This window comes from Kribbella deserti (assembly GCF_042434725.1).
Lineage (GTDB): Bacteria > Actinomycetota > Actinomycetes > Propionibacteriales > Kribbellaceae > Kribbella > Kribbella deserti.
Genome location: NZ_JBHLTC010000018.1, coordinates 242,729 through 264,236 on the forward strand (window position 1 = coordinate 242,729; position 21,508 = coordinate 264,236).

General features: G+C 67.8%; 18 protein-coding genes. 13 read left to right on the top strand and 5 right to left on the bottom strand.

The window, feature by feature from the left end:
• The first annotated feature begins 207 nt into the window (after positions 1–207).
• The 3 genes from uvrA to ACFFGN_RS14455 all read left to right on the top strand — a co-directional run bounded on the left by uvrA (position 208) and on the right by ACFFGN_RS14455 (position 5,495).
• Positions 208–3,339 carry an excinuclease ABC subunit UvrA gene (gene uvrA / locus ACFFGN_RS14445; protein WP_380047520.1) on the top strand — a complete coding sequence of 1,044 codons (3,132 nt, stop codon included), beginning with the start codon at positions 208–210 and terminating at the stop codon, positions 3,337–3,339.
• A gap of 322 nt (positions 3,340–3,661) precedes the next feature.
• Entirely contained in the window at positions 3,662–4,240 is a 579-nt protein-coding gene (locus tag ACFFGN_RS14450; RefSeq protein WP_380047522.1) for a hypothetical protein, read from the top strand.
• Between the two features lie 724 nt (positions 4,241–4,964).
• On the top strand, positions 4,965–5,495 hold the full coding sequence (locus ACFFGN_RS14455; protein WP_380047524.1) for a Rieske (2Fe-2S) protein: 531 nt from the start codon (positions 4,965–4,967) through the stop codon (positions 5,493–5,495).
• Positions 5,496–5,600: 105 nt separating this feature from the next.
• On the opposite strand, the gene ACFFGN_RS14460 is transcribed toward ACFFGN_RS14455, so the two are convergent.
• A complete protein-coding gene (locus tag ACFFGN_RS14460) occupies positions 5,601–6,875 on the bottom strand; it encodes a S8 family peptidase (RefSeq protein WP_380047526.1) in 1,275 nt (424 codons plus the stop codon).
• Between the two features lie 213 nt (positions 6,876–7,088).
• On the opposite strand from ACFFGN_RS14460, the gene uvrC reads away from it, so the two are divergent.
• The 9 genes from uvrC to ACFFGN_RS14505 all read left to right on the top strand — a co-directional run bounded on the left by uvrC (position 7,089) and on the right by ACFFGN_RS14505 (position 16,696).
• Positions 7,089–9,155: an excinuclease ABC subunit UvrC gene (uvrC, locus tag ACFFGN_RS14465; RefSeq protein ID WP_380047528.1), complete on the top strand. Its 2,067-nt coding sequence runs from the start codon at positions 7,089–7,091 to the stop codon at positions 9,153–9,155.
• Complete coding sequence (gene rapZ / locus ACFFGN_RS14470; protein WP_380047531.1) at positions 9,155–10,021, top strand: RNase adapter RapZ; 867 nt, start codon at positions 9,155–9,157, stop codon at positions 10,019–10,021. Before uvrC ends, rapZ begins: the two co-directional genes overlap by 1 nt.
• Positions 10,018–10,962: a gluconeogenesis factor YvcK family protein gene (locus tag ACFFGN_RS14475; protein WP_380047533.1), complete on the top strand. Its 945-nt coding sequence runs from the start codon at positions 10,018–10,020 to the stop codon at positions 10,960–10,962. Before rapZ ends, ACFFGN_RS14475 begins: the two co-directional genes overlap by 4 nt.
• A gap of 845 nt (positions 10,963–11,807) precedes the next feature.
• A complete protein-coding gene (whiA, locus tag ACFFGN_RS14480) occupies positions 11,808–12,791 on the top strand; it encodes a DNA-binding protein WhiA (protein ID WP_328994687.1) in 984 nt (327 codons plus the stop codon).
• 199 nt (positions 12,792–12,990) lie between these two features.
• Positions 12,991–13,995 carry a type I glyceraldehyde-3-phosphate dehydrogenase gene (gene gap, locus ACFFGN_RS14485; protein ID WP_380047536.1) on the top strand — a complete coding sequence of 335 codons (1,005 nt, stop codon included), beginning with the start codon at positions 12,991–12,993 and terminating at the stop codon, positions 13,993–13,995.
• An 83-nt stretch (positions 13,996–14,078) separates the two neighbouring features.
• Positions 14,079–15,281 carry a phosphoglycerate kinase gene (locus ACFFGN_RS14490; RefSeq protein ID WP_380047538.1) on the top strand — a complete coding sequence of 401 codons (1,203 nt, stop codon included), beginning with the start codon at positions 14,079–14,081 and terminating at the stop codon, positions 15,279–15,281.
• A 3-nt stretch (positions 15,282–15,284) separates the two neighbouring features.
• Positions 15,285–16,091 carry a triose-phosphate isomerase gene (tpiA, locus tag ACFFGN_RS14495; RefSeq protein WP_380047540.1) on the top strand — a complete coding sequence of 269 codons (807 nt, stop codon included), beginning with the start codon at positions 15,285–15,287 and terminating at the stop codon, positions 16,089–16,091.
• On the top strand, positions 16,088–16,324 hold the full coding sequence (secG, locus tag ACFFGN_RS14500) for a preprotein translocase subunit SecG (RefSeq protein ID WP_380047543.1): 237 nt from the start codon (positions 16,088–16,090) through the stop codon (positions 16,322–16,324). The genes tpiA and secG overlap by 4 nt, the downstream gene beginning before the upstream one ends.
• Positions 16,325–16,336: 12 nt before the next feature.
• On the top strand, positions 16,337–16,696 hold the full coding sequence (locus ACFFGN_RS14505; protein WP_380047545.1) for an RNA polymerase-binding protein RbpA: 360 nt from the start codon (positions 16,337–16,339) through the stop codon (positions 16,694–16,696).
• 711 nt (positions 16,697–17,407) lie between these two features.
• Here the strand turns inward: ACFFGN_RS14505 and ACFFGN_RS14510 are convergent.
• Positions 17,408–17,797: a hypothetical protein gene (locus ACFFGN_RS14510; protein WP_380047547.1), complete on the bottom strand. Its 390-nt coding sequence runs from the start codon at positions 17,795–17,797 to the stop codon at positions 17,408–17,410.
• A 75-nt stretch (positions 17,798–17,872) separates the two neighbouring features.
• Positions 17,873–18,424 (bottom strand): TetR/AcrR family transcriptional regulator, encoded by a 552-nt coding sequence (locus ACFFGN_RS14515; RefSeq protein WP_380047549.1) that lies wholly within the window; start codon positions 18,422–18,424, stop codon positions 17,873–17,875.
• Positions 18,425–18,475: 51 nt separating this feature from the next.
• On the opposite strand from ACFFGN_RS14515, the gene ACFFGN_RS14520 reads away from it, so the two are divergent.
• On the top strand, positions 18,476–18,676 hold the full coding sequence (locus tag ACFFGN_RS14520; RefSeq protein ID WP_380047552.1) for a heavy-metal-associated domain-containing protein: 201 nt from the start codon (positions 18,476–18,478) through the stop codon (positions 18,674–18,676).
• A 1,178-nt stretch (positions 18,677–19,854) separates the two neighbouring features.
• Here the strand turns inward: ACFFGN_RS14520 and ACFFGN_RS14525 are convergent.
• Positions 19,855–20,739 (bottom strand): isocitrate lyase/PEP mutase family protein, encoded by an 885-nt coding sequence (locus tag ACFFGN_RS14525; protein ID WP_380047554.1) that lies wholly within the window; start codon positions 20,737–20,739, stop codon positions 19,855–19,857.
• Entirely contained in the window at positions 20,736–21,506 is a 771-nt protein-coding gene (gene pgl, locus ACFFGN_RS14530; protein ID WP_380047556.1) for a 6-phosphogluconolactonase, read from the bottom strand. Before pgl ends, ACFFGN_RS14525 begins: the two co-directional genes overlap by 4 nt.
• Positions 21,507–21,508: the final 2 nt, after the last annotated feature.

Below are 21,508 nucleotides of genomic sequence, written 5' to 3' on the forward strand. Positions count from 1 at the left end.
TTCCAGAGGCCTCTGACACTTTCCCGGCTGAACCCGTTTTCAGACCTCGTCCCAGGTGTCGCCCGGGGTACCTGGCGGCGACGAATCAAAAACTGTCGGAGGGCCTCGCTAGCATGATCGCGCTTGTCCCTGGACCGTGTCCGGACGCCTGGAAAGGTGCCTCCGGAGGCGGTTCCGAACCCCTCGAGAACGGCTGAGAGAGAGCTTGTGTCTGACCGTCTGATCGTGCGCGGCGCGCGTGAGCACAACCTGAAGGACGTGTCGCTCGACCTGCCGCGCGACGCCATGATCGTCTTCACCGGACTGTCCGGGTCCGGCAAGTCCAGCCTGGCCTTCGACACCATCTTCGCCGAGGGCCAGCGGCGCTACGTCGAGTCACTCTCGGCGTATGCCCGGCAGTTCCTCGGCCAGATGGACAAACCGGACGTCGACTTCATCGAGGGGCTGTCACCGGCCGTCTCGATCGACCAGAAGTCCACCTCGCGGAACCCGCGCTCGACCGTGGGCACCATCACGGAGGTCTACGACTACCTCCGGTTGCTGTTCGCCCGGGCGGGCCGCCCGCACTGTCCCGAGTGCCACGAGCCGATCAGCCGGCAGACGCCGCAGCAGATCGTCGACCGGGTGCTGGAGTTCGACGAGGGCGCCCGCTTCCAGGTGCTCGCGCCGGTGATCCGCGGCCGCAAAGGCGAGTACCTGGACTTGTTCCGGCAGCTGTCCGGTCAGGGCTTCTCACGCGCCCGGGTGGACGGCGAGACGATCCAGCTCACCGAGCCGCCGAAGCTGGACAAACAGAAGAAGCACACCATCGACGTGGTGGTCGACCGGCTCGCGGTCAAGTCCGCCGCGAAGCGCCGGCTGACCGACTCGGTGGAGACGGCCCTCGGCCTGTCCGGCGGCATCGTCACGCTGGACTTCGTCGACCTGGACGAGAAGGACCCGCTGCGCGAGCGCCGGTTCTCCGAGAAGCTCGCCTGCCCGAACGATCACCCGCTCGCGATCGACGAGCTGGAGCCGCGATCGTTCTCGTTCAACTCGCCGTACGGCGCCTGCCCGGCGTGTTCCGGTCTCGGCACGCGGATGGAGGTCGATCCCGACCTGATCGTGCCCGACCCGCAGAAGTCGCTGGACGAGGGCGCGATCCAGCCCTGGTCCGGGGCGAACGTCTCGCAGTACTTCGAGCGCCTGCTGGCCGCGCTCGCGAAGGACCTCAAGATCAAGACCACGACGCCGTTCGCGGATCTGCCGGCGAAGGCGAAGAAGGCCCTGCTGACCGGGCACGACCAGCAGGTGCACGTCTCGTACAAGAACCGGTACGGCCGCGAGCGCTCGTACTACACCACTTTCGAAGGCGCGATTCCGTACGTCGAGCGCCGGCACGCGGAGTCGTCCAGCGACACCAGCCGCGAGCGGTTCGAGGGCTACATGCGGGAGGTGCCCTGCCTGTCCTGCGGTGGCGCCCGGCTGAAGCCGATCTCGCTGGCGGTCACTCTCGGCGGCAAGAACATCGCCGAGATCAGCTCGATGTCGATCGACGAGGTGCACGAGTTCCTCAGCGACCTGGATCTGACGCCGCGTGAGAAGCAGATCGCCGAGCGAGTCACCAAGGAGATCGGCGAGCGGCTGCGGTTCCTGCTCGACGTCGGTCTGGACTACCTCGCGCTGAACCGCCCGGCGGGCTCGCTGTCCGGTGGCGAGGCGCAGCGGATCCGGCTGGCCACGCAGATCGGCTCCGGCCTGGTCGGCGTGCTGTACGTACTGGACGAGCCGTCGATCGGCCTGCACCAGCGCGACAACCGCCGCCTGATCGAGACGCTGGTCCGGCTGAAGGACCTCGGCAACACCCTGATCGTGGTGGAGCACGACGAGGACACCATCGATCACGCCGACTGGGTGGTCGACATCGGCCCGGGTGCCGGTGAGCACGGCGGCCAGGTGGTCGTCTCCGGCACGGTCGAGGACCTGCGCAACCACCCGGACTCGATCACCGGCGCGTACATCTCCGGCCGCAAGGAGATCCCGATTCCGGCGGTGCGCCGTCCGCAGACCGAGGGCCGCGAGCTGAAGGTGTTCGGCGCGAAGGAGCACAACCTCACCGGGATCGACGTCGCCGTGCCGCTCGGCATGTTCGTGGCGGTCACGGGTGTGTCCGGCTCCGGCAAGTCCACCCTGGTGAACGACATCCTCTACAAGTCGCTCGCCAAGCAGATCTACGGCGCTCGCGACGTGCCCGGGCGGCACACGAAGATCACCGGCCTGGAGCACGTGGACAAGGTCATTCACGTCGACCAGTCGCCGATCGGCCGCACTCCGCGATCGAACCCGGCGACGTACACCGGCGTCTGGGACCACGTCCGCAAGCTGTTCGCCGAGACGCCCGAGGCGAAGGTTCGCGGTTACCAGCAGGGCCGGTTCTCGTTCAACGTGAAGGGCGGCCGGTGCGAGGCCTGCTCCGGTGACGGCACGCTGAAGATCGAGATGAACTTCCTGCCGGATGTGTACGTGCCTTGCGAGGTCTGCCACGGCGCTCGGTACAACCGCGAGACGCTCGAGGTCCACTACAAGAACAAGACCGTCGCGGATATTCTCGACATGCCGATCGAGGAGGCGGCGGAGTTCTTCGCGGCCATTCCCGCGATCGCCCGTCACCTCAAGACGCTGAACGAGGTCGGCCTGGGTTATGTCCGGCTCGGGCAGCCCGCGCCGACGCTGTCCGGTGGTGAGGCCCAGCGGGTGAAGCTGGCGTCCGAACTGCAGAAGCGTTCGACCGGCCGGACGGTGTATGTGCTGGACGAGCCGACGACCGGTCTGCACTTCGAGGACATCCGCAAGCTGCTCGGCGTGCTCGGCAGCCTGGTGGACAAGGGCAACTCGGTGCTGGTGATCGAGCACAACCTCGACGTGATCAAGACGGCCGACTGGATCATCGACCTCGGCCCGGACGGCGGTCGCCGCGGCGGCACGCTGGTGGCCGAGGGCACGCCGGAGGAGGTCGCGAAGAACCCCGACTCGTACACCGGGCAGTTCCTCGCGGAGATCCTCGAAGGCCGTGCGGCCAAGCCCAGCCCGAAGCAGCAGGCGGTCGCGGCGCGAGCAGCCGCCAAGGCCCCGGCCGCTTCGGCCAAGGCTCCGGCTTCGGCCAAGACGGCTGCTGCTTCGGGTTCGGCTGCGGGCGGTAAGACGACGGTCTCCAAGGCCGCGTCGAACGGCGCCGCCGCGAGCGGTGCCGCGAAGGTAGGTGCCAAGGCAGGGACGTCCAAGACCACGGCGAAGAAGACCGCGGTGAAGAAGGCCCCGGCCAAAAAGACCGCCACCAAGGCAGCCGCACGAAAGGCCTAACCGCAACCCGCTGATCGCTGCGCAGGCCACCCACCGGTGGCCTGCGCTGTAGACCCGCTGGGGTTGGCAGCGGTGACCCCTGGTGGGTGCGGCGCCTTTGCTGGTCGCAGCGGCGGCCTGCTGGTGGTTGGACGGTGGCCGTCAGTTGGTTGTGGTTCGCCGGGTACTCGTTGAGTGCCCGGCGAATCGTGTTGTTGGCAAGGTGTTTCTTTGTGCCATGGACGTTTCGACGCGGGTCGAATGCCTGCGATTTCGTTGACCCTTGAAATCGATTCCTGGTCGACTGCTCCCGACCGTTGGTTCGAAACAGGGGAGTGGAGCAATGACGATTCTGGGGATTTCCGCGCGGCGCAAGGCGATCGGCGTACTGGCCGGGCTGGCGGCGTTGGCCGTGCCCGCCGGCGGCGCAGTCGCCTCCGCCCAGTCCGCCGATAGCGCAGGTGCATCGGTCCACTCCGCCGATGGCGCCGTGGCATCGGCGCAGTCGGCTGGGGGTGCGACGGCGCCAACCGCCCAGTCGGCTGGTGCGGCCGCATCGTCTGCTCAGAGGGCGGGTGGGGCGATGGCGTGTGTCAGCAAGGAGCAGCCGCTGGGGTTCGGCCTCAAGGGCACGATCAAGATCACTGTCTGTCCTGAAGGGTCCAGTGATTACGAGGTCCTGGTGATGACGAAGGACGACAACGTCACCCGGTTGGACGGGGTTACGCGAGTGACCGGCAGCAACGGGACGTCGTACACGGGGGCTTGGCATTGGGATGCCGGTCAGGGCTTCAACGAAGGCCTTCAGGTAGCGCCGGGAACGCCGGCTGATACGCAGTACTGCGGCCAGTTCTTCTCCCAGCCCGACCGTACGCAGCCGATCCAGACCATCTCGATCCCGATCTGCCTCTCCCTGGCCTGACCGCCCCTAGGCGGAGCTGGCCGAGATCACTGCAGCCGACGCACAGACGCGTCCCGCCAACCCGTCCGCACCGCCACTCCCGCGAGTGGTCGCCTGCACCCCGGGACTTACTACCGCCTCCCCGCGAGTGGTCGCGTACCCCCGCGACCATTCGCGGCAGGAATCGGCGTGCGGTCGTGACCATTCGCGGCAGGAATCGGCGTGCGGTCGTGACCACTCGCGGCAGGAACCGGTGTGCGGTCTTGACCACTTGCGGCAGGGGCGGCGTACGACCACTGCGGGACTGACCGGCGTACGGCTACGGCCCATCTGCGGAGGCGCCTCGGGGGCGCGACCAGTCGAACAGGGTGTTCAGGCGCGGCCGCTCGTGGAGGGGTGCGCGGAGGGTGGTCGTATTTTGCGTCCGACCGTGGGGTGTTTGTCCACAGGGAGCTGGCCGAACCACGGTGGCCGGCGGGTGGCCGGCGGGGCGGTGGCTGGTGGGGGTGTGGAGGTGGGGCTGCGTGTCGGGGGTGGTGGGGGCTGGGGAACTGGTACTCAGGGGGCTGAACCGGATTGGGGTGCGATCCGTGTATCGGAGAGTCCGGCTGGATCGGTCGCTTCGGCGGATCGGGTCGGGTAGAACTTGGAGTAGCAGAGCGTTCAACTATTTCGCCGCGCTTTCGGTCTCGCGTGGTTGAGTCGTTGGACACGGCCTCTTGTCAGCCTCTGGAAGGACTGATCGATGAGCAAGAACAACAGCGAGGAACCGATCGCAGGCGTCGTGCGGGATCGGCGAACCGTGCTGCGCGGAGCCGCCGTCGCGGGCATCGCCGGAGTGAGCGGCAGCCTGCTGGTGGCGTGCGGCGACGACGGTGCGCCCTCGGCCGGGCCGTCCACAGCCCCGAGCAGTGGACCCGCGACCACGCCCACTACGGCACCGAGTTCGGCGCCGAGTGCGACCGCTTCGACGGGTGGCGGGGGTGCGGTGCTCGGACCGGTCGGCGACGTACCGGTTGGCGGCGGCAAGATCTTCCCGGACCAGAAGCTGGTCGTCACCCAGCCGACGGCTGGTCAGTTCAAGGGCTTCAGCGCGGTTTGTACCCACGCGGGTTGTGTCGTGGAGTCCGTTGCCGACGGCTCCATCGTTTGTGGCTGTCACGGCAGCAAATTCAAGGTGGCGGACGGTTCGGTCACCACCGGCCCGGCCACCAGCCCGCTCGCTTCGGTCGCTGTGACGGTCGAGAACGGCAACATCCTCGGCCCGGCCAGCTAACAGATCGGCCAGCCAACAGAACGACTAGCTAGCAGGCCGACCGGCTGAATGCGGACATGGAACGACCCGGCCAACCTCAGCAGGCCGGGTCGTTCCGCGTTCGGGTCAGCTCAGCGGCGAGGTGAGCGCGCCGGTGAACATCAGCTTGTTCGGCGAACCCGTGCCCGGGTTCTTGACCTTGTCCGGCGTCGCCGCGCCGATCAGGGCCGCGGCCACGTCGGCCGGGGTCGCGTCCGGCTTGGCGCTCAGATAGAGGGCCGCGGCGCCCGCCACGTGCGGCGAGGCCATCGACGTACCGCTGTGGGTCGCGGTGGCCGTCGGTCCGCTGATACCGACCGACTCGACGTCAACGCCCGGAGCGAATATGTCGACACACTTGCCGAAGTTGGAGAAGTTGGCCCGGGTGTCGGTGTCATCCGTCGCGCCCGTGGTGATGGCCGTCGGCTCCTTCGCGGGAGAGACCTTGCACGCGTCCGCGCTCTCGTTGCCCGCCGCCACGGCGTAGGTGATACCCGCCGCGACCGACTTCTTCACCGCGTCGTCGAGGGCCTGGTCGGCCGGACCACCGAGGCTCATGTTCGCGACGGCCGGCTTCTTGGCGTTGGCGGTGACCCACTCGATACCGGCGACCACGCTCTCCGTCGTACCGGAGCCCTGGCAGTCGAGGACCCGGACGCCGAACACCTTCGCGCCCTTCGCGAGACCGTACGTCTTGCCGGCGATCGTGCCCGCGACGTGGCTGCCGTGGCCCTGGCAGTCCTTGCCGTTCTGGCCGTCGCTGATGGTGTCGGTACCAACCGAGGCCCGGCCGCCGAAGTCCTCGTGGCCGGCGAAGATGCCGGTGTCGATCACGTAGACGTTGACGTTGTCGGCCGCGTTCGGTGCCTCGTACAACTTGTCGAGCGGAAGGTCCCGCTGGTCCGACCGGTCGAGGCCCCACGCCGGGTTGTCCTGGCTCATCCGGAACCGCTGGTTCTGCTGCACGTAGGCCACCCGCTCGTCCCCGGCCAGCTTCCGCGCCTGCTCCTCGGTCAGGCTCGCGCTGAAGCCGTTCAGCGCCGAGCTGAAGGTACGTCGTACCTTCGCGTCGTACGTCGACGCCAGGGTCTTCGCGACCAGGGCGGTCGCGGCGCGGGTGGCGGGTTGTTCCTTCAGTACGACGAGGTAGCTGCCGGCGATCGCGTCGGGGCTGTTCGCGCCCTTGATGACGACCTCGGTGACTACGTCCTTGGCAAGAGTGGTCGCGGGTGGTTCGTCGGCGTTGGCCGAGGTGATCGCGCCGGTCAGACCGAGTGCGGTGGCACTCAGAGCCGCAACGGTCGCGGTGGCGATGGTGGTGCTGCGGCGGGACAGGCGTGATCGGACGTGCTTGGGCGACATAGGGCGGTGCTCCTCACGTTGGGCGAATACGAAATGCCTAATCACCCTGCGCCCCCGTCCCACTCCTTGGCCCATCCCAAGCAGGGATCAGCCCAGGCCTATGCCCAGCATTCCCGCCTGACGCGCATCGCTTCTGCACGTACCGCAAGGGATAACCCTCGCCGGGCAGGGCGGTGGCGAAGGACTGTCGGTGGAGGGAATTAGGGTGGTGGTGTGGCTGATCCGTCGACTTATCGCCCGAGTGCGGGCTCAATTCCTGACGCGCCTGGGGTGTACCGGTTTCGGGACGCTTCGGGGCGGGTGATCTACGTTGGCAAGGCGAAAAACCTGCGTGCGCGGTTGTCGTCGTACTTCCAGGATCTGGTCAATCTGCACCCGCGGACCCAGTCGATGGTCACGACCGCCGCCAAGGTGGACTGGACGGTTGTCAGTACCGAGGTCGAGGCCCTACAGCTGGAGTACTCCTGGATCAAGGAGTACGACCCGCGCTTCAACGTGAAGTACCGCGACGACAAGTCGTATCCCTGGCTCGCGATCACCCTCAACGAGGACTATCCGCGCGTGATGGTCGGCCGCGGCGCGAAGAAGAAGGGCATCAAGTACTTCGGCCCGTACAGTCACGCCTGGGCGATCCGCGAGACGGTCGACCTGCTGTTGCGGGTGTTCCCGATGCGCTCGTGCAGCAAGGGCGTGTTCAACCGGCATCGCCAGATCGGCCGCCCTTGCCTGCTGGGCTACATCGGCAAATGCGCCGCGCCCTGTACCGGCAATGTGTCGCAGGACGAGCACAGCCAGATCGTGGACGACTTCGTCGCGTTCCTCTCCGGCCAGACCACGACGTATGTGCGCCGTCTCGAAAAGGAGATGAAGGCCGCCGCGGCCCTGATGGAGTACGAGCGCGCCGCCAAGATCCGCGACGACCTCAGCGCGCTCGACAAGGCCCTCGCGAAGAACCAGGTGGTCTTCGGTGACGGTACCGACGCCGACGTGATCGCCCTCGCGGAGGATCCGCTCGAGGTCGCGGTGCAGATCTTCTACGTGCGCGCCGGCCGGATCCGCGGTCAGCGCGGCTGGATCGCCGACAAGGCCGACGGTACGGCGACCACCGGTGACCTGGTCGAGCGGTTCATCCAGCAGACGTATGCCGGTGAGTCGGGCGACACGATCCCGCGCGAGATCCTCGTGCCGGCGATTCCGGATGACGTGGACGCGCTGACCGAGTGGCTGTCCGGCTTGCGTGGTTCGCGGGTGGCGATCCGGGTACCGCAGCGCGGTGACAAGAAGGGCCTGATGGAGACGGTCCACGCGAACGCGCAGCAGACCCTGGTGATGCACAAGACCAAGCGGGCCAGCGATCTCACCACCCGCAACCAGGCGCTGGAGGAGATCCAGGAGGCGCTCGATCTGCCGGAGGCGCCGTTGCGGATGGAGTGTTACGACATCTCCAACCTGCAGGGCACCGAGGTGGTCGCGTCGATGGTCGTCTTCGAGGACGGCCTGCCGCGCAAGAGCGAGTACCGCAAGTTCGTCATCAAGGGTGTCGACGGGCAGAACGATGTCGCCTCGATCGCGGAGGTGCTGACGCGGCGGTTCAAGCGCCTACTCGACGACCGGGCCGCGACGGCGGTGGCAACCGCTGCGGCCACCGCGGCCGGGGAGGTGGTCGAGGAAGACCCCACGGCGAACCTGATCGATCCCGAGACCGGCCGCGCCCGCAAGTTCGCGTATGCGCCCGCGCTGGTCGTGGTCGATGGTGGTCCGCCCCAAGTCGCGGCCGCCCGGCAGGTGATGGAGGAACTCGGCGTCGGCGATATCCCGGTGTGCGGTCTGGCCAAGCGCCTGGAAGAGGTCTGGCTGCCGGACACCGAGGACCCGGTCATCATGTCGCGAACGTCGGAAGGCCTTTACCTGTTGCAGCGGTTGCGCGACGAGGCTCACCGCTTCGCCATCACGCACCACCGCAGCCGCCGTTCCAAGACGATGGTGGAGAGCGTGCTGGACGACATACAAGGTCTGGGCGATGTCCGCCGCAAGACCCTGATGCGGCACTTCGGCTCGCTGAAGAAGTTGCGGCAGGCGTCGGTGGACGAGGTGGCGGAGCTGCCCGGGTTCGGCCGTCGTACGGCGGAATCGGTGGTCGCCGCGGTGAACTCCGCGGCAACGAAAGCCGACACCGGCCGGGCGCCGTCGGTCAACACGGCAACGGGCGAGATACTCGACGACGACGCCCCCCAGGTGGCGGGGGCGCGCAGCGGGGATTCGAACGGGGAAGAGAACTGATGGAGAAGTCCAGCGGCAACTTGATCATCGTGTCCGGGATGTCCGGCGCAGGCCGCAGCGCCGTCGCGGATGTGCTGGAAGACCTCGGCTGGTTCGTGGTCGACAACCTGCCACCGATGTTCCTGACCACGATCGTCGACCAGGTGATCGGCACCGGCGCCACGCCACGGATGGCCATCGTGGTGGACGTCCGGACCGGCAGCTTCTTCGACACGTTGCCGAAGGCGCTGGAGGACCTGCGCGAGAAGGGCTACCGGCCGCTGACGTTGTTCCTGGAGGCGGCTGACGACATCATCGTGCGTCGCCAGGAGTCCGTGCGCCGCCCGCACCCGTTGCAGGGCGACGGCCGGCTGCTCGACGGCATCCAGCGCGAACGCGAACTGCTGGCCGAGATCCGCGGTACGGCGGACCTGGTCATCGACACCTCCAACCTGAACATCCACCAGCTCGGCGCCAAGGTCCGCAATGCCTTCGGTGACGAGGAGAACGCCGAGCTGCGCGCGACGGTCGTCTCGTTCGGCTTCAAGTACGGCATTCCCGTCGACGCGGACGTGGTGGCCGACATGAGGTTCATTCCGAACCCGTACTGGCAGCCCGACCTGCGGCCGATGACGGGACAGGACCGGCTCGTGTCAGACTTCGTGCTCGGCCATCCGCTGGCGCAGCAGTTCCTGCAGGACTACGAGGGCGTGCTGAACACCCTGCGGACCGGCTATCTGAACGAGGGCAAGCGCTTCGTCACGGTCGCGGTGGGTTGTACCGGGGGTAAGCACCGCAGCGTCGCGATGGCCGAGGAACTGGCCCGCAGGCTGCGCGAGAAGGGATCACCGACGTTGGTCGTACACAGGGATCTGGGGCGGGAGTGACCCGGTCGCCACGAGTCGTGGCCCTGGGCGGCGGGCACGGCCTGGCGGCCTCTCTGTCGGCGCTGCGGCACGTCACGGACCACTTGACCGCCGTCGTCACGGTCGCGGACAACGGCGGCTCCTCGGGCCGCCTGCGCCGCGAGCTGGGCGTACTGCCGCCGGGCGATCTTCGGATGGCCCTGGCGGCGCTGTGCCGCGACGACGAGTGGGGCCGTACCTGGGCCGACGTACTGCAGCATCGCTTCACCAGTGACGGCGGGCTGCACGATCACGCCGTGGGCAACCTGCTCATCGTCGCGTTGTGGGAGTTGCTCGGCGAAGCCGTCGACGGGCTCGACTGGGTCGCGAGGCTGCTCGGTGCCGAAGGCCGGGTGCTGCCGATGTCGGCCGTGCCGCTGGACATCACCGCCCGGGTGCTCGGCGTTGATCCCGACCATCCCGGTGTGATCAGCGAGATCCGTGGCCAGGCCGAGGTGGCGACCACTACCGGCCGGGTGGTCGACGTCGCGCTCGATCCGGCCGATCCACCGGCCTGCCCGGAGGCGCTGGTCGCGGTCGCGGAGGCGGACTGGGTTGTGGTCGGCCCGGGGTCGTGGTTCACCTCGGTGATTCCGAATCTGCTGGTGCCGGCGCTCGCGCGCGCCCTCGAGCAGACCTCGGCCCGCCGGCTGGTGACGTTGAACCTGGGTGAGCAGAAGGGCGAGACCGACGGGTTCTCCCCGGAGACCCATCTCGAAGTGCTCGCGGCGCACGCGCCGGATCTGCGCATCGACGTGGTGCTCGCGGATGTGCGGCACGTGCCGGATCCGGCCTCGTTGCGTCGTACGGCGGAGTCGCTCGGCGCGCAGCTGGTGATCGCGGATATCGCTGACACGGCGACCACCCAGTTCCATCACCACCCGGGCAAACTCGCGAAGGTCTACGGCGAGATCTTCGAGTAAACCGTTCCCCCTTGCGTTCGTTCGCCGCAATCCGCCCTCTGCCGCCGCGAGCCGGTGCGGGCGCTCTGGCGGCTGCCGGGTTATGGCGCGGCTACCGGGTTATGGCGCGGCTACCGGCTTGTGGTGTGCCCGCTACCGAGTTTTTGCCCGGCTACCCGGTTGCAGCCAGGTAGTCGCGCAACAACCCGGCATCCGACCGTCTCGGGTGAGGGTGGCGTCCGCCGGGTCCGGGTGGCGTGTCGGGCGGCTTATTCCGAGGGTCGACCGTCGGAACAGGGAGTGGACCCGTCAGATTTGGCACGTCGACCCCCGACTTCAAAGGTCGACCCGGCGAATAGGCACCGACCGAGGTCGCCCCGGGACCACGCCGGCGTCTGCCGCGAGTGTTCAACCTGGTCGCACCGGCGCGACTGGGCGACGCAGGACCCGTTCGTCCGCAGGCGCGGAGGCACCGCTGGTCCTCCGGGTACGGACCACTCGAGGCAACCGGTCATACCTCACCCGCCCCCTGACAGCCCGCTGTCCTTGCCCCGGACCGGCCCGGGGCAAGGCGCGCACGCGTCGGCGACGCCGATTCCCAAATCCTTGACGCGGGTCGGTTCGGCCTGACATTCGCGCCTCCTCAGGAGGACGGGTGACCACGGCCTATCCCGGCTTCGGTCATTCGGGACAGGCCAGCGACGATTAGTACGCCAGTGGACTCACGAAATCAGCAGGCCAGGGTGTGCTGGAGGGCGGATTGCGACGAGTGAACGCCAAGGAAACGGGAGGTTTCTCCTGACAATGTGTAGTGGCTATGTCACCCCGGGCGAAGGGTCTTTGACAGCGGTGGGAGGATTTCCTTCATGGCGATGACCGCACAGGTGAAGTCCGAGCTGACCAGCATCCAGGTCACCAAGCCCTGTTGCCGCAAGGCCGAGGTTTCCTCCGTTCTCCGGTTCGCCGGGGGACTGCATCTGGTGTCCGGCCGAATCGTTGTCGAGGCTGAACTCGACAGCGGCGCGGCGGCCCGTCGGCTGCGTAAGGACATCGCGGAGATCTTCGGCCACCCGAGCGACGTGGTGGTGATCTCTCCGTCCGGAATCCGCAAGCAGACCAAGTACGTCGTACGCGTCGTTCGCGACGGTGATGCCCTGGCGAGGCAGACCGGGCTGGTGGACAACCGGGGACGTCCGGTCCGGGGGTTGCCCCCGGCTGTGGTGTCGGGCGCGTCCTGCGACGCGGTGGCGGCCTGGCGGGGAGCGTTCCTGGCCCACGGGTCACTGACCGAGCCGGGCCGTTCGTCCAGCCTCGAGGTGACCTGCCCGGGTCCCGAGGCGGCGCTCGCGCTGGTCGGCGCGGCCCGTCGGCTGGGGATCGGCTCGAAGGCCCGCGAGGTGCGCAACGTGGACCGGGTGGTGATCCGCGACGGCGACGCGATCGGCGCGCTGCTGACCCGGCTCGGCGCGCACGAGTCCGTACTGGCCTGGGAGGAACGCCGGATGCGCCGCGAGGTGCGTGCCACGGCGAACCGGCTGGCCAACTTCGACGACGCGAACCTGCGCCGTTCGGCCCGGGCCGCGGTGGCGGCGGGGGCCCGGGTGGCCCGCGCGCTGGAGATCCTCGGCGACGACGTACCGGATCACCTGCAGGTGGCCGGCAAGCTCCGGTTGGAGCACAAGCAGGCCAGCCTGGAAGAGCTCGGCCAGCTGCACGAGCCGGCCCTGACCAAGGACGCCGTCGCGGGCCGGATCCGCCGCCTGCTGGCGATGGCCGACAAGCGCGCCGCGGACCTCGGCATTCCGAACACCGAGGCCAACCTGACCCCGGACATGCTCGACCCGGCCTGATCTCTCGCCAGCCGGCCCCCGCTGTGATCAGCGGGGGCCGTCGTACGTCCCGGCCCTAATGAAGGGTCGCGATGAAACCCGTACCACCTCGTACCGGTGGCATTATGTGGATAGCACCAGTGAGCTCAGTGGGCGGTTGGGCTAGTGTTTCGGGATGTAGCGGTAGTGCTCAAAGCTAGATCTGAGGAGACGCAGTCCCGTGACCGTTCGCGTAGGTATCAACGGCTTCGGCCGCATCGGCCGTAACTTCTTCCGCGCCGTTCAGGCGTCAGGTGCCGACATCGAGGTCGTCGCCGTCAATGATCTGACCGACAACCAGACCCTCGCCCACCTGCTGAAGTACGACTCGATCTTGGGCCGTTTCCCGGGCGACGTCACCGCGACCGACGAGGACATCACCGTCGCCGGTCACACCTTCAAGGCCTTCGCCGAGCGCGACCCCGCGAACCTGAAGTGGTCCGACGTGGGCGCCGACGTGGTGATCGAGTCGACCGGCTTCTTCACCGACGCCACCAAGGCCAAGACGCACGCTGACAACGGCGCCAAGAAGGTCATCATCTCCGCCCCGGCGAAGAACGAGGACCTCACCATCGTCATGGGCGTGAACCACGACCTGTACGACGCCGACAAGCACACGATCATCTCCAACGCTTCCTGCACCACCAACTGCCTGGCTCCGATGGCGAAGGCCATTCACGACGCGTTCACGATCGAAAAGGGTCTGATGACCACGATCCACGCGTACACCCAGGACCAGAACCTGCAGGACGGCCCGCACAGCGACCTGCGTCGCGCCCGCGCCGCCGCGCTGAACATCGTGCCGACCTCGACCGGTGCCGCCAAGGCGATCGGCCTGGTCCTGCCCGAGCTCAAGGGCAAGCTCGACGGTTACGCGCTGCGCGTGCCGGTGCCGACCGGTTCGGCCACCGACCTGACCGTCACCGTCGGCCGTGAGACCTCGGTCGAAGAGGTCAACGAGGTCGTCAAGGCGGCCGCCGAGGGCGCGCTCAAGGGCTTCCTGCGCTACACCGCGGACCCGATCGTGTCGAGCGACATCGTCACCGACCCGGCGTCCTGCATCTTCGACTCCGGCCTGACCAAGGTGCTCGGCAACCAGGTCAAGGTCGTCGGCTGGTACGACAACGAGTGGGGCTACTCGAACCGCCTGGTTGACCTGGTCAACCACGTCGGCGCCACGCTCTGACGTTCTCCATTCACCCGGCCTACGTCCGAAGAACCAGCCTCGGTTCTTCGGACGTAGGCGTTCGCCGAAGGAAAAGCTGAACTGTGAAGACCATCGACGACCTCGGTGACGTCGCCGGGCTCCGGGTGCTGGTGCGCTCGGACCTGAACGTGCCGATCGACGGCGAGACGATCGGTGACGACGGCCGCATCCGCGCCAGCGTGCCGACCCTGGTGAAGCTGGCCAAGGCCGGCGCCAAGGTGATCGTCACCGCCCACCTCGGCCGCCCCAAGGGCAAGCCGAACCCGGAGTTCACGCTCGCGCCCGTCGCCAAGCGCCTCGGCGAGCTGCTCGCCGAGCAGAACATCAAGGTCCACTTCGCGACCGATGTGACCGGTGACAGCGCTCAGGAGGCCGTGCAGGAGCTCGACGAGGGCGAGGTGCTGCTGCTCGAGAACGTGCGGTACGACCCGCGCGAGGAGAGCAAGGACGAGGCCGAGCGCGCGACGCTGGCCGACGAGCTCGCCGGTCTGGCCGATGTTTTCGTGAGCGACGGCTTCGGCGTTGTGCACCGCAAGCAGGCCAGCGTGTACGACGTGGCCCGCAAGCTGCCGCACGCCGCCGGTGGCCTGGTGCTGGCCGAGGTCGAGGTGCTGAGGAAGCTCACCGAGTCCCCCCAGCGGCCGTACGTTGTGGTGCTCGGCGGCGCGAAGGTCTCCGACAAGCTCGCGGTGATCGACAACCTGATCGAGAAGGCCGACAAGCTGCTGATCGGTGGCGGCATGGTCTTCACCTTCCTCAAGGCCCAGGGCCACGAGGTCGGTAAGAGCCTGCTCGAGGATGACCAGCTCGATGTGGTCAAGGGCTACCTGGAGGCCGCGAAGGCCAAGGGTGTCGAGATCGTGCTGCCGACCGACATCGTGGTGGCGCCGGAGTTCAAGGCCGATTCGCCTGCCACGGTGGTCGGCGCCGACGCGATCCCGGCCGACCAGCTCGGCCTCGACATCGGCCCGGAGTCCGGTAAGGCCTTCGCCGCCGAGATCGCCGCGGCCAAGACGGTGTTCTGGAACGGCCCGATGGGCGTCTTCGAGATGGAGGCGTTCGCCGGTGGAACCAAGGCCGTCGCGAGTGCGTTGACCGAGGTGAACGGCCTGAGTGTGGTCGGTGGTGGCGATTCCGCGGCCGCCGTCCGGCAACTCGGCTTCGCCGACGACGCGTTCGGCCACATCTCGACCGGTGGCGGCGCGTCGCTGGAATACCTCGAGGGCAAGGAACTGCCCGGACTCGCTGTGCTGGAAGAGGACTGACCCATGGCCGACACCACTCGCACGCCTTTGATGGCGGGCAACTGGAAGATGAACATCAACCACGTCGAGGCCGTGCACCTGGTGCAGAAGCTGTCGTGGACCCTGCAGGACAAGAAGCACGACTTCGAGCGGGTCGAGGTCGCCGTGCTGCCGCCGTTCACCGATCTGCGCAGTGTGCAGACGCTGGTCGACGGTGACCGGATGAAGATCGTGTACGGCGCGCAGGACATCTCCGTGCATGACGAAGGCGCCTACACCGGCGAGATCTCGGCCGCGATGCTGAGCAAGCTCGGCTGCAGCTACGTGCTGGCGGGTCACTCCGAGCGCCGGCAGTACCACAACGAGGACGACGCGACGGTCAACGCCAAGGCCACCAAGGCGCTCGCGGCCGGCATCACGCCGATCGTGTGCGTCGGTGAGGGCCTGGAGGTGCGCAAGGAAGGCCGTCAGGTCGAGCACACCCTCGCCCAGGTCGACGGCGCGCTGGCCGGCCTGAAGCCGGACGACGCCCGCAAGGTCGTCATCGCGTACGAGCCGGTCTGGGCGATCGGTACCGGCGAGGTGGCCACTCCGGAGGACGCGCAGGAGGTCTGCGCGGCGATCCGGGGCCGGCTCGAAGAGACGATTTCGCCGGCTGTGGCCGATTCGGTGCGAATTTTGTACGGCGGATCGGTGAAGATGGCCAGCGCAGGTGGCATCATGTCCCAGCCGGATGTCGACGGCTGCCTGGTTGGCGGTGCCAGCCTGAAGGTCGACGAGTTCGCCGGTATCTGTCGTTACTTGGACCTTCAGTTAGGCTACTCCTCGTGATTCTCGCTTTCTCGATCGTCGTGGTCATCTGCAGCCTCATCCTGACGGGGCTCGTTCTGCTGCACAAAGGCCGCGGTGGCGGTCTTTCGGACCTGTTCGGCGGTGGCGTTTCGTCCAGCCTCGGCGGGTCCTCGGTGGCTGAGCGCAACCTGGACCGGATCACGATCGGCGTCGGCCTGATCTGGTTCGCCTCCATCGTCGCCCTCGGGCTGCTGTACAAGCTCGGTAACTGAGGAGACGCACCAGTGGCCGGTAGTGGCAGTGCAATTCGCGGTAGCAGGGTCGGCGCTGGGCCGATGGGCGAGGCAGAGCGCGGCGACTCCGCGCCCCGCCAGCGCATCGTGTTCTTCTGCGCCAACGGACATCAGACCGCGACGGTCTTCGCCGTCGAGGCCTCGATCCCGGAGGCGTGGGACTGCCCACGCTGTGGTCTGCCCACCAGCACCGACTCGACGAATCCACCGCCACCACCGAAGATCGAGCCGTACAAGACGCATCTGGCCTACGTGAAAGAGCGTCGCAGCGAGGCCGAAGCCGCCGAAATCCTGGCCGAGGCCGTCCAGACCCTGCGCGCCAAAAAGGCCCGCGGCGAAGTCTTCTACTAAACCGCCACCTCAAGCCGTACGACGAAGCGGGCCCACGCACCACCGGGCCCGCTTCGCCACATTCCGCCCCCACCACTCCCCGCGAGTTGGGCGCGTCCGCCCGCACCCCCCTTCCCCCGAGTGGTCGATGCTGCGCACGTTCCACCGCTCGCGATAGCGCTTATGCGGTGGAGGGTGGCTACCGGGTTGTGGTGCCGCTACCTGGTTGCAACCGGGTAGTCGGTACGAAACCCGGCAGCGGCACTGCCGAAAGCCGGTAGCCGGGCTGAAACCGGGTAGCCGCATCAGGTCGCTCGGCCGCGACCAAACTCCTGGCGTGCAAGTCTTCCGTCGGGGTGGTTCGTACGCGTCCACTCGCGCGGAGGGGCGCATGACTTCCCGCAGATTCATCGCGACGACGCACGGGGGACACGTTGCGGGAGCCGAGCACCCCAAACGGCGTCCGAGCACGGGTTATAACCCCGGCCAGGAAGCGATTACCCCTGCCAGGAACTGATTACCCCTGCCAGGCCCCGGCTTTCCCGTGCTAGGCCCCGTTGTCCTGCCAGGACCCCGATCCCGGCCTCGGGGCGCAAACACGGCGACGCGCATGCACCGCCCGGCCTTCTGAGTGTTATCTGGTGAGTCGGTGGGAGGTATCGCTCGAATGGTTGCTGCCCGGGGCTCCCGCAAAGAGCCCCGGGCAGCGGCGTCAGCGACTCAGTAGGGTCATTACGTGGTCGCTGGCGGTCTGGGCGTCGGTGAGGACGCGGTCGACGTCGGGGCTGGTGAGACGATCTTGCCGCGCCCGTCGATCACGCGCGCGCCCGTGCTGGACAGGTTCGGGCCGACCGCGGTGACGGTGTCACCCGTCATCAGTACGTCGGGTTTCTCGAGCTGGCCGAGCCGGCCCTGACCGAGCTTCGGGTCCATCGTCAGCACCATCGAGGCCTTGCGGATCAGCACCTTGCCCGTGCCGTCGAAACCACCGGCGTCGGACTGTGCGGCCGGCGCGGCCTCGACCTCATCGCCGAGCCGGTCCACGGTCAGCGGAACGGTTGCCCCGAGCAACAAAGTCGCACTCAGCGCGAGTACTTCCAGGGCGCGACGTCGTGTCAGCAAGACCGGACCTTTCGCAGAACCAACCGGAGATTCCGACGGTAGCCGTGCCCGCCCGGCCACAGCCCAGCCTTTCGATCAGGCTCGAACAGTCAGCCGGTCGATACTCCACTTGTACGAGTCCCACGCCTCGGTCCGGGTCATTGCGCCGCTCGCGACCGCTTCACCGGCGGCGTGCCCCAGGGTCATCAACGCCATCAACAGCCAGTCCGAATTGGTGTCGGGATCGAAGGAGCCATCCACTTTGCCTCGCTCGAGAATGGCGCGTATTCGATCGAGTACGGGCTCATGTAGCTCGGCGGAACCGGCGCTGATCGCTCCCGGACTCAACAGCAGGGGATGACGCTGGAACGATAGCCAGCTCGCGGCCAATACCCGTCGCAGACCCTCAGCCGCCGGACGCAGTTCGAGACCAGGCTCGTCCAGCTCGGTGAGTAGTTCGGCTGTCAGTTCCGCGAGTACGGCGTCCAGCAGGGCGGCTCGGTTGGGAAAGTGCGCGTAGACCGTTTGCCGGGACACCCCCGCCGCCGCGATCGCCTCCAGTCCGGCCTCGCCGTCCCGGTCGAGGACCTGGATCGCCGCGCTGAGGATGGCGGAGTTCGCGCCCGACGGCGGGATGCGCGTTCCCACCAGCTCACGCGCTCCCTCGAACCAGCCCAGACGATCTGAATGGCGACTCACATGATCGCGGTAGAGGGCATGACCTGCCGCAACTGCGTTGCCCTCATCAGCGACGAACTCATGACGCTTCCCACCGTTTCCGCCATCTCGGTCAACCTTGATACCGGCGCCGTCGAGGTCTCCGCCGATGCCGCCCTCGACATCGAAGACTTACACCAAGCAATCCGCCAAGCCGGCTACATCCCGAACCCGACCGCCTGAACCAATCACGCCAGCACAGGCATCTCGGCCACTTCCAGCCACCCGCCTGCGCGCCGCCACCGAAGCGGCCCTCCGAAGCACCCCACCGAAGCGCACCACCGAAGCACCCCACCGAAGCGCACCACCGAAGCGCCCTTCGAAGCACCCACCGAAGTGTCACCAGAACGGCGCCATCTCAGCCGGACCGACCTCTGCGGCCGTTGCCGCACAGCCGCTGGTCGGCTCGTCACCGGTCAGACGGAGTGGCGGCAGGTGGGTGGTTCGCCGTGGAGGGACGTTGGCGGCGTGATGAGGAAAGGCCTGTTGGAAAGGCGAGTTCCCTCGCGTAGGGGAGGCAGATCCCGCTTGGGCGGGAGCCGGGGGAGGGGCTGACGGGACAGGCTGGGGTTATGACGAGAGCGCGGATGTTGACGTGTTACCTGACCATCGCGGCCTGCCTGCCGTACGTCGGGTTGAAGCTGGCGTGGATCTTCGGCAGCGGCATCGGTGGTGCCGACGACCAGATGACTCGCTCCTCGGTGGTCGCCGCGAACGTGATCACCATGGGCATGGACCTGATTGCGATCGTCATCGTGCTCGCGTTCACCTACTCCTGGGGCAAACGGCTCCCGGCCTGGCTGGTGCTCGTGCCGATGTGGGTTGGCACCGGATTGCTCGCGCCGATCGCACTAGGGCTGCCGCTCGGCGTACTGGTCCAGTTGATCGTCGGCGGTACGCCCGCATCGAGTGGAGCGACCCTGGACAACTGGGTGTTCGCCGTTGTGTATGGCGGGTTCACCCTGCAGGCAATCGGCCTGACCATCGCCTTCGCCCTGTACGCACGGACACGCTGGGCCGCCTTGTTCGAGGTCCGGGAGCTCCGCAGGGGAGCCACGCACGACCTGCAGGTACTGATCGCCAAGACGGCCGCCATTGTTGCTACCGGCTACGCGGCGATCCAGTTCGCTTGGGCGGCCACTGGTGGCGAGTTCGGGGGTAACCCGACAGCAGTGGAAACCGCCGCCCAGAAGACGTTCTACCTAGTGCGCGGCCTGATAGCTCTCGCTGGCGTGGTAGGCCTCTTGACGTTCGTGCAGGGCCGTTCGAGCTGGCTGACGCTAAGTGGCGCCTGGGTCGGCACCGGCTTCATCTTCGCGTCGGGCCTATTCGAACTGCTAGTAGACCCTGAGGGCGACGTACTACGGCTGACGGCCTTGGCCGCCACGGTCTTCGGCGCCCTGATGGGAGTTGCCGCCATCCTGGCCGCCATCGAGCACCTGAGCGCGTCCGGCGAAGAGCGCGTTGAGCTCAGCGTGCGGGATCTGCCGGGCCGCGAAGCCGAGCGTGCCCTGGTCCAGTAACTCGCGGGCGCTCTCCCGGATGAAGCCGAGGGCGGCACGCGCGATGCTGCCACCCAGGCTGATCCGGGCCACGCCCGCGTCCGTCAACGAGGAGACCGTGAGCGCGGTGCTGCCGAGGCCGAGTACGACGTTCAGCGGGCCGTCGATCTCGCGCACCAAGGTGGTGATGGCGCTGAGGTCGTTGACGCCGGGAACGTACAGGCAGTCGGCACCGGCGGCGCGATACCGGTTGGCCCGGCGGATCGATTCGTCCAGGCCAGTTGGTGAAGCGAGCAACTGCCCGTCGGTCCGGGCGGTCAGCACGAAACTGGAACCACCCGCCTCCCGGGCCGCCGCGATCCGCTCGACGGCCAGCCCTTCGTCGTACAGCCCCTGGCCGTCGAAGTCCTCGATGTTGCCGCCGGACAGACCGGCCTCGATCGACAGGCTGATCGTTTCCGCGACCACGGAAGGCGCGGCGCCGTACCCGTCTTCGAGGTCGCCGTTCACCGGTACGTCGACGGCGGACGTGATCTGCCGGATGCGCTCGAACATCTCGTCGCGCGAGACCGACGGAGCGCCATCGGGTTTGGCGTGATCGCCCTTGCCGAGCGAGAACGCGATTCCCGCGCTGGTGGTGGCCAGCGCGGCGAATCCCGCCTCGGCGAGCACGAGCGCGCTGCCCGCGTCCCACGCGTTCGGCATCAGCAGACCACCGGTGTGGAGGTCGCGGAACGAGGTCATGTGCGCGGAGCCCTGATCTGCTTGGGGATCTGGCTGGCGGCTGCCTCGTCGAGGAGCCAGAGCGTACGATTCAGGCCCTTCGGAGCGGCAGCTGGAATCTGCAACTCCCCGGCGCCCGAAAGCGCCAGCCGAGCGGCCTGCGCCTTGTCCTCGCCGGAGACCACGAACCAGACCTCCCGCGCCCGGGCCAACGCCGGCTGGGTCAGCGAGACCCGCGTGGGCGGCGGCTTCGGAGCACCGTGCACGGCCACGACCGACCGCTCCTGCTCATGCAGTGCGGGCTGCTCGGGAAAGAGCGACGCGACGTGCCCGTCCGGACCGACCCCGAGCATCAAGATGTCGAACGTCGGTACGCCGAACCGATCGCCCGGGCCCGCCGCGGCCGCGAGGGTTTCGGCGTAGTCGGCCGCCGCCTTCTCCGGGCCCTGGCCCGAGTCGGCCGGCATCGGGTGCACCCGCGCCGGGTCGACGCCAACCGTGGACAGGAACGCGTCCCAGGCCTGGGTCTCGTTGCGCTCGGCGTCACCGTCGGGCAGGAACCGCTCGTCGCCCCACCAGAAGTCGACCCGCTTCCAGTCGACCGCGCTCCGGGCCGGAGATGCCGCCACCACCTGGTAGATGGCGGCGGCGATCCGGCCACCGGTCAGTACGACGTGCGCGATTCGGCTGCTCGCCTGGACATCCACCAGGCGGGTGATGAACCGTGCCGCCGCCGCGTGGGTCAGGGCCTCCGCGTCGGCGTGCACCAGGATCGAGGGTGAACCCATAC

Coding starts and splice junctions, on each gene's coding strand:
- pgl (WP_380047556.1), bottom strand. CDS start 21,506: ATGGGTTCACCCTCGATCCTGGTGCACGCCGACGCGGAGGCCCTGACC.
- ACFFGN_RS14520 (WP_380047552.1), top strand. CDS start 18,476: ATGATCGCGGTAGAGGGCATGACCTGCCGCAACTGCGTTGCCCTCATC.
- ACFFGN_RS14455 (WP_380047524.1), top strand. CDS start 4,965: ATGAGCAAGAACAACAGCGAGGAACCGATCGCAGGCGTCGTGCGGGAT.
- rapZ (WP_380047531.1), top strand. CDS start 9,155: ATGGAGAAGTCCAGCGGCAACTTGATCATCGTGTCCGGGATGTCCGGC.
- ACFFGN_RS14525 (WP_380047554.1), bottom strand. CDS start 20,739: ATGACCTCGTTCCGCGACCTCCACACCGGTGGTCTGCTGATGCCGAAC.
- whiA (WP_328994687.1), top strand. CDS start 11,808: ATGGCGATGACCGCACAGGTGAAGTCCGAGCTGACCAGCATCCAGGTC.
- ACFFGN_RS14460 (WP_380047526.1), bottom strand. CDS start 6,875: ATGTCGCCCAAGCACGTCCGATCACGCCTGTCCCGCCGCAGCACCACC.
- tpiA (WP_380047540.1), top strand. CDS start 15,285: ATGGCCGACACCACTCGCACGCCTTTGATGGCGGGCAACTGGAAGATG.
- ACFFGN_RS14450 (WP_380047522.1), top strand. CDS start 3,662: ATGACGATTCTGGGGATTTCCGCGCGGCGCAAGGCGATCGGCGTACTG.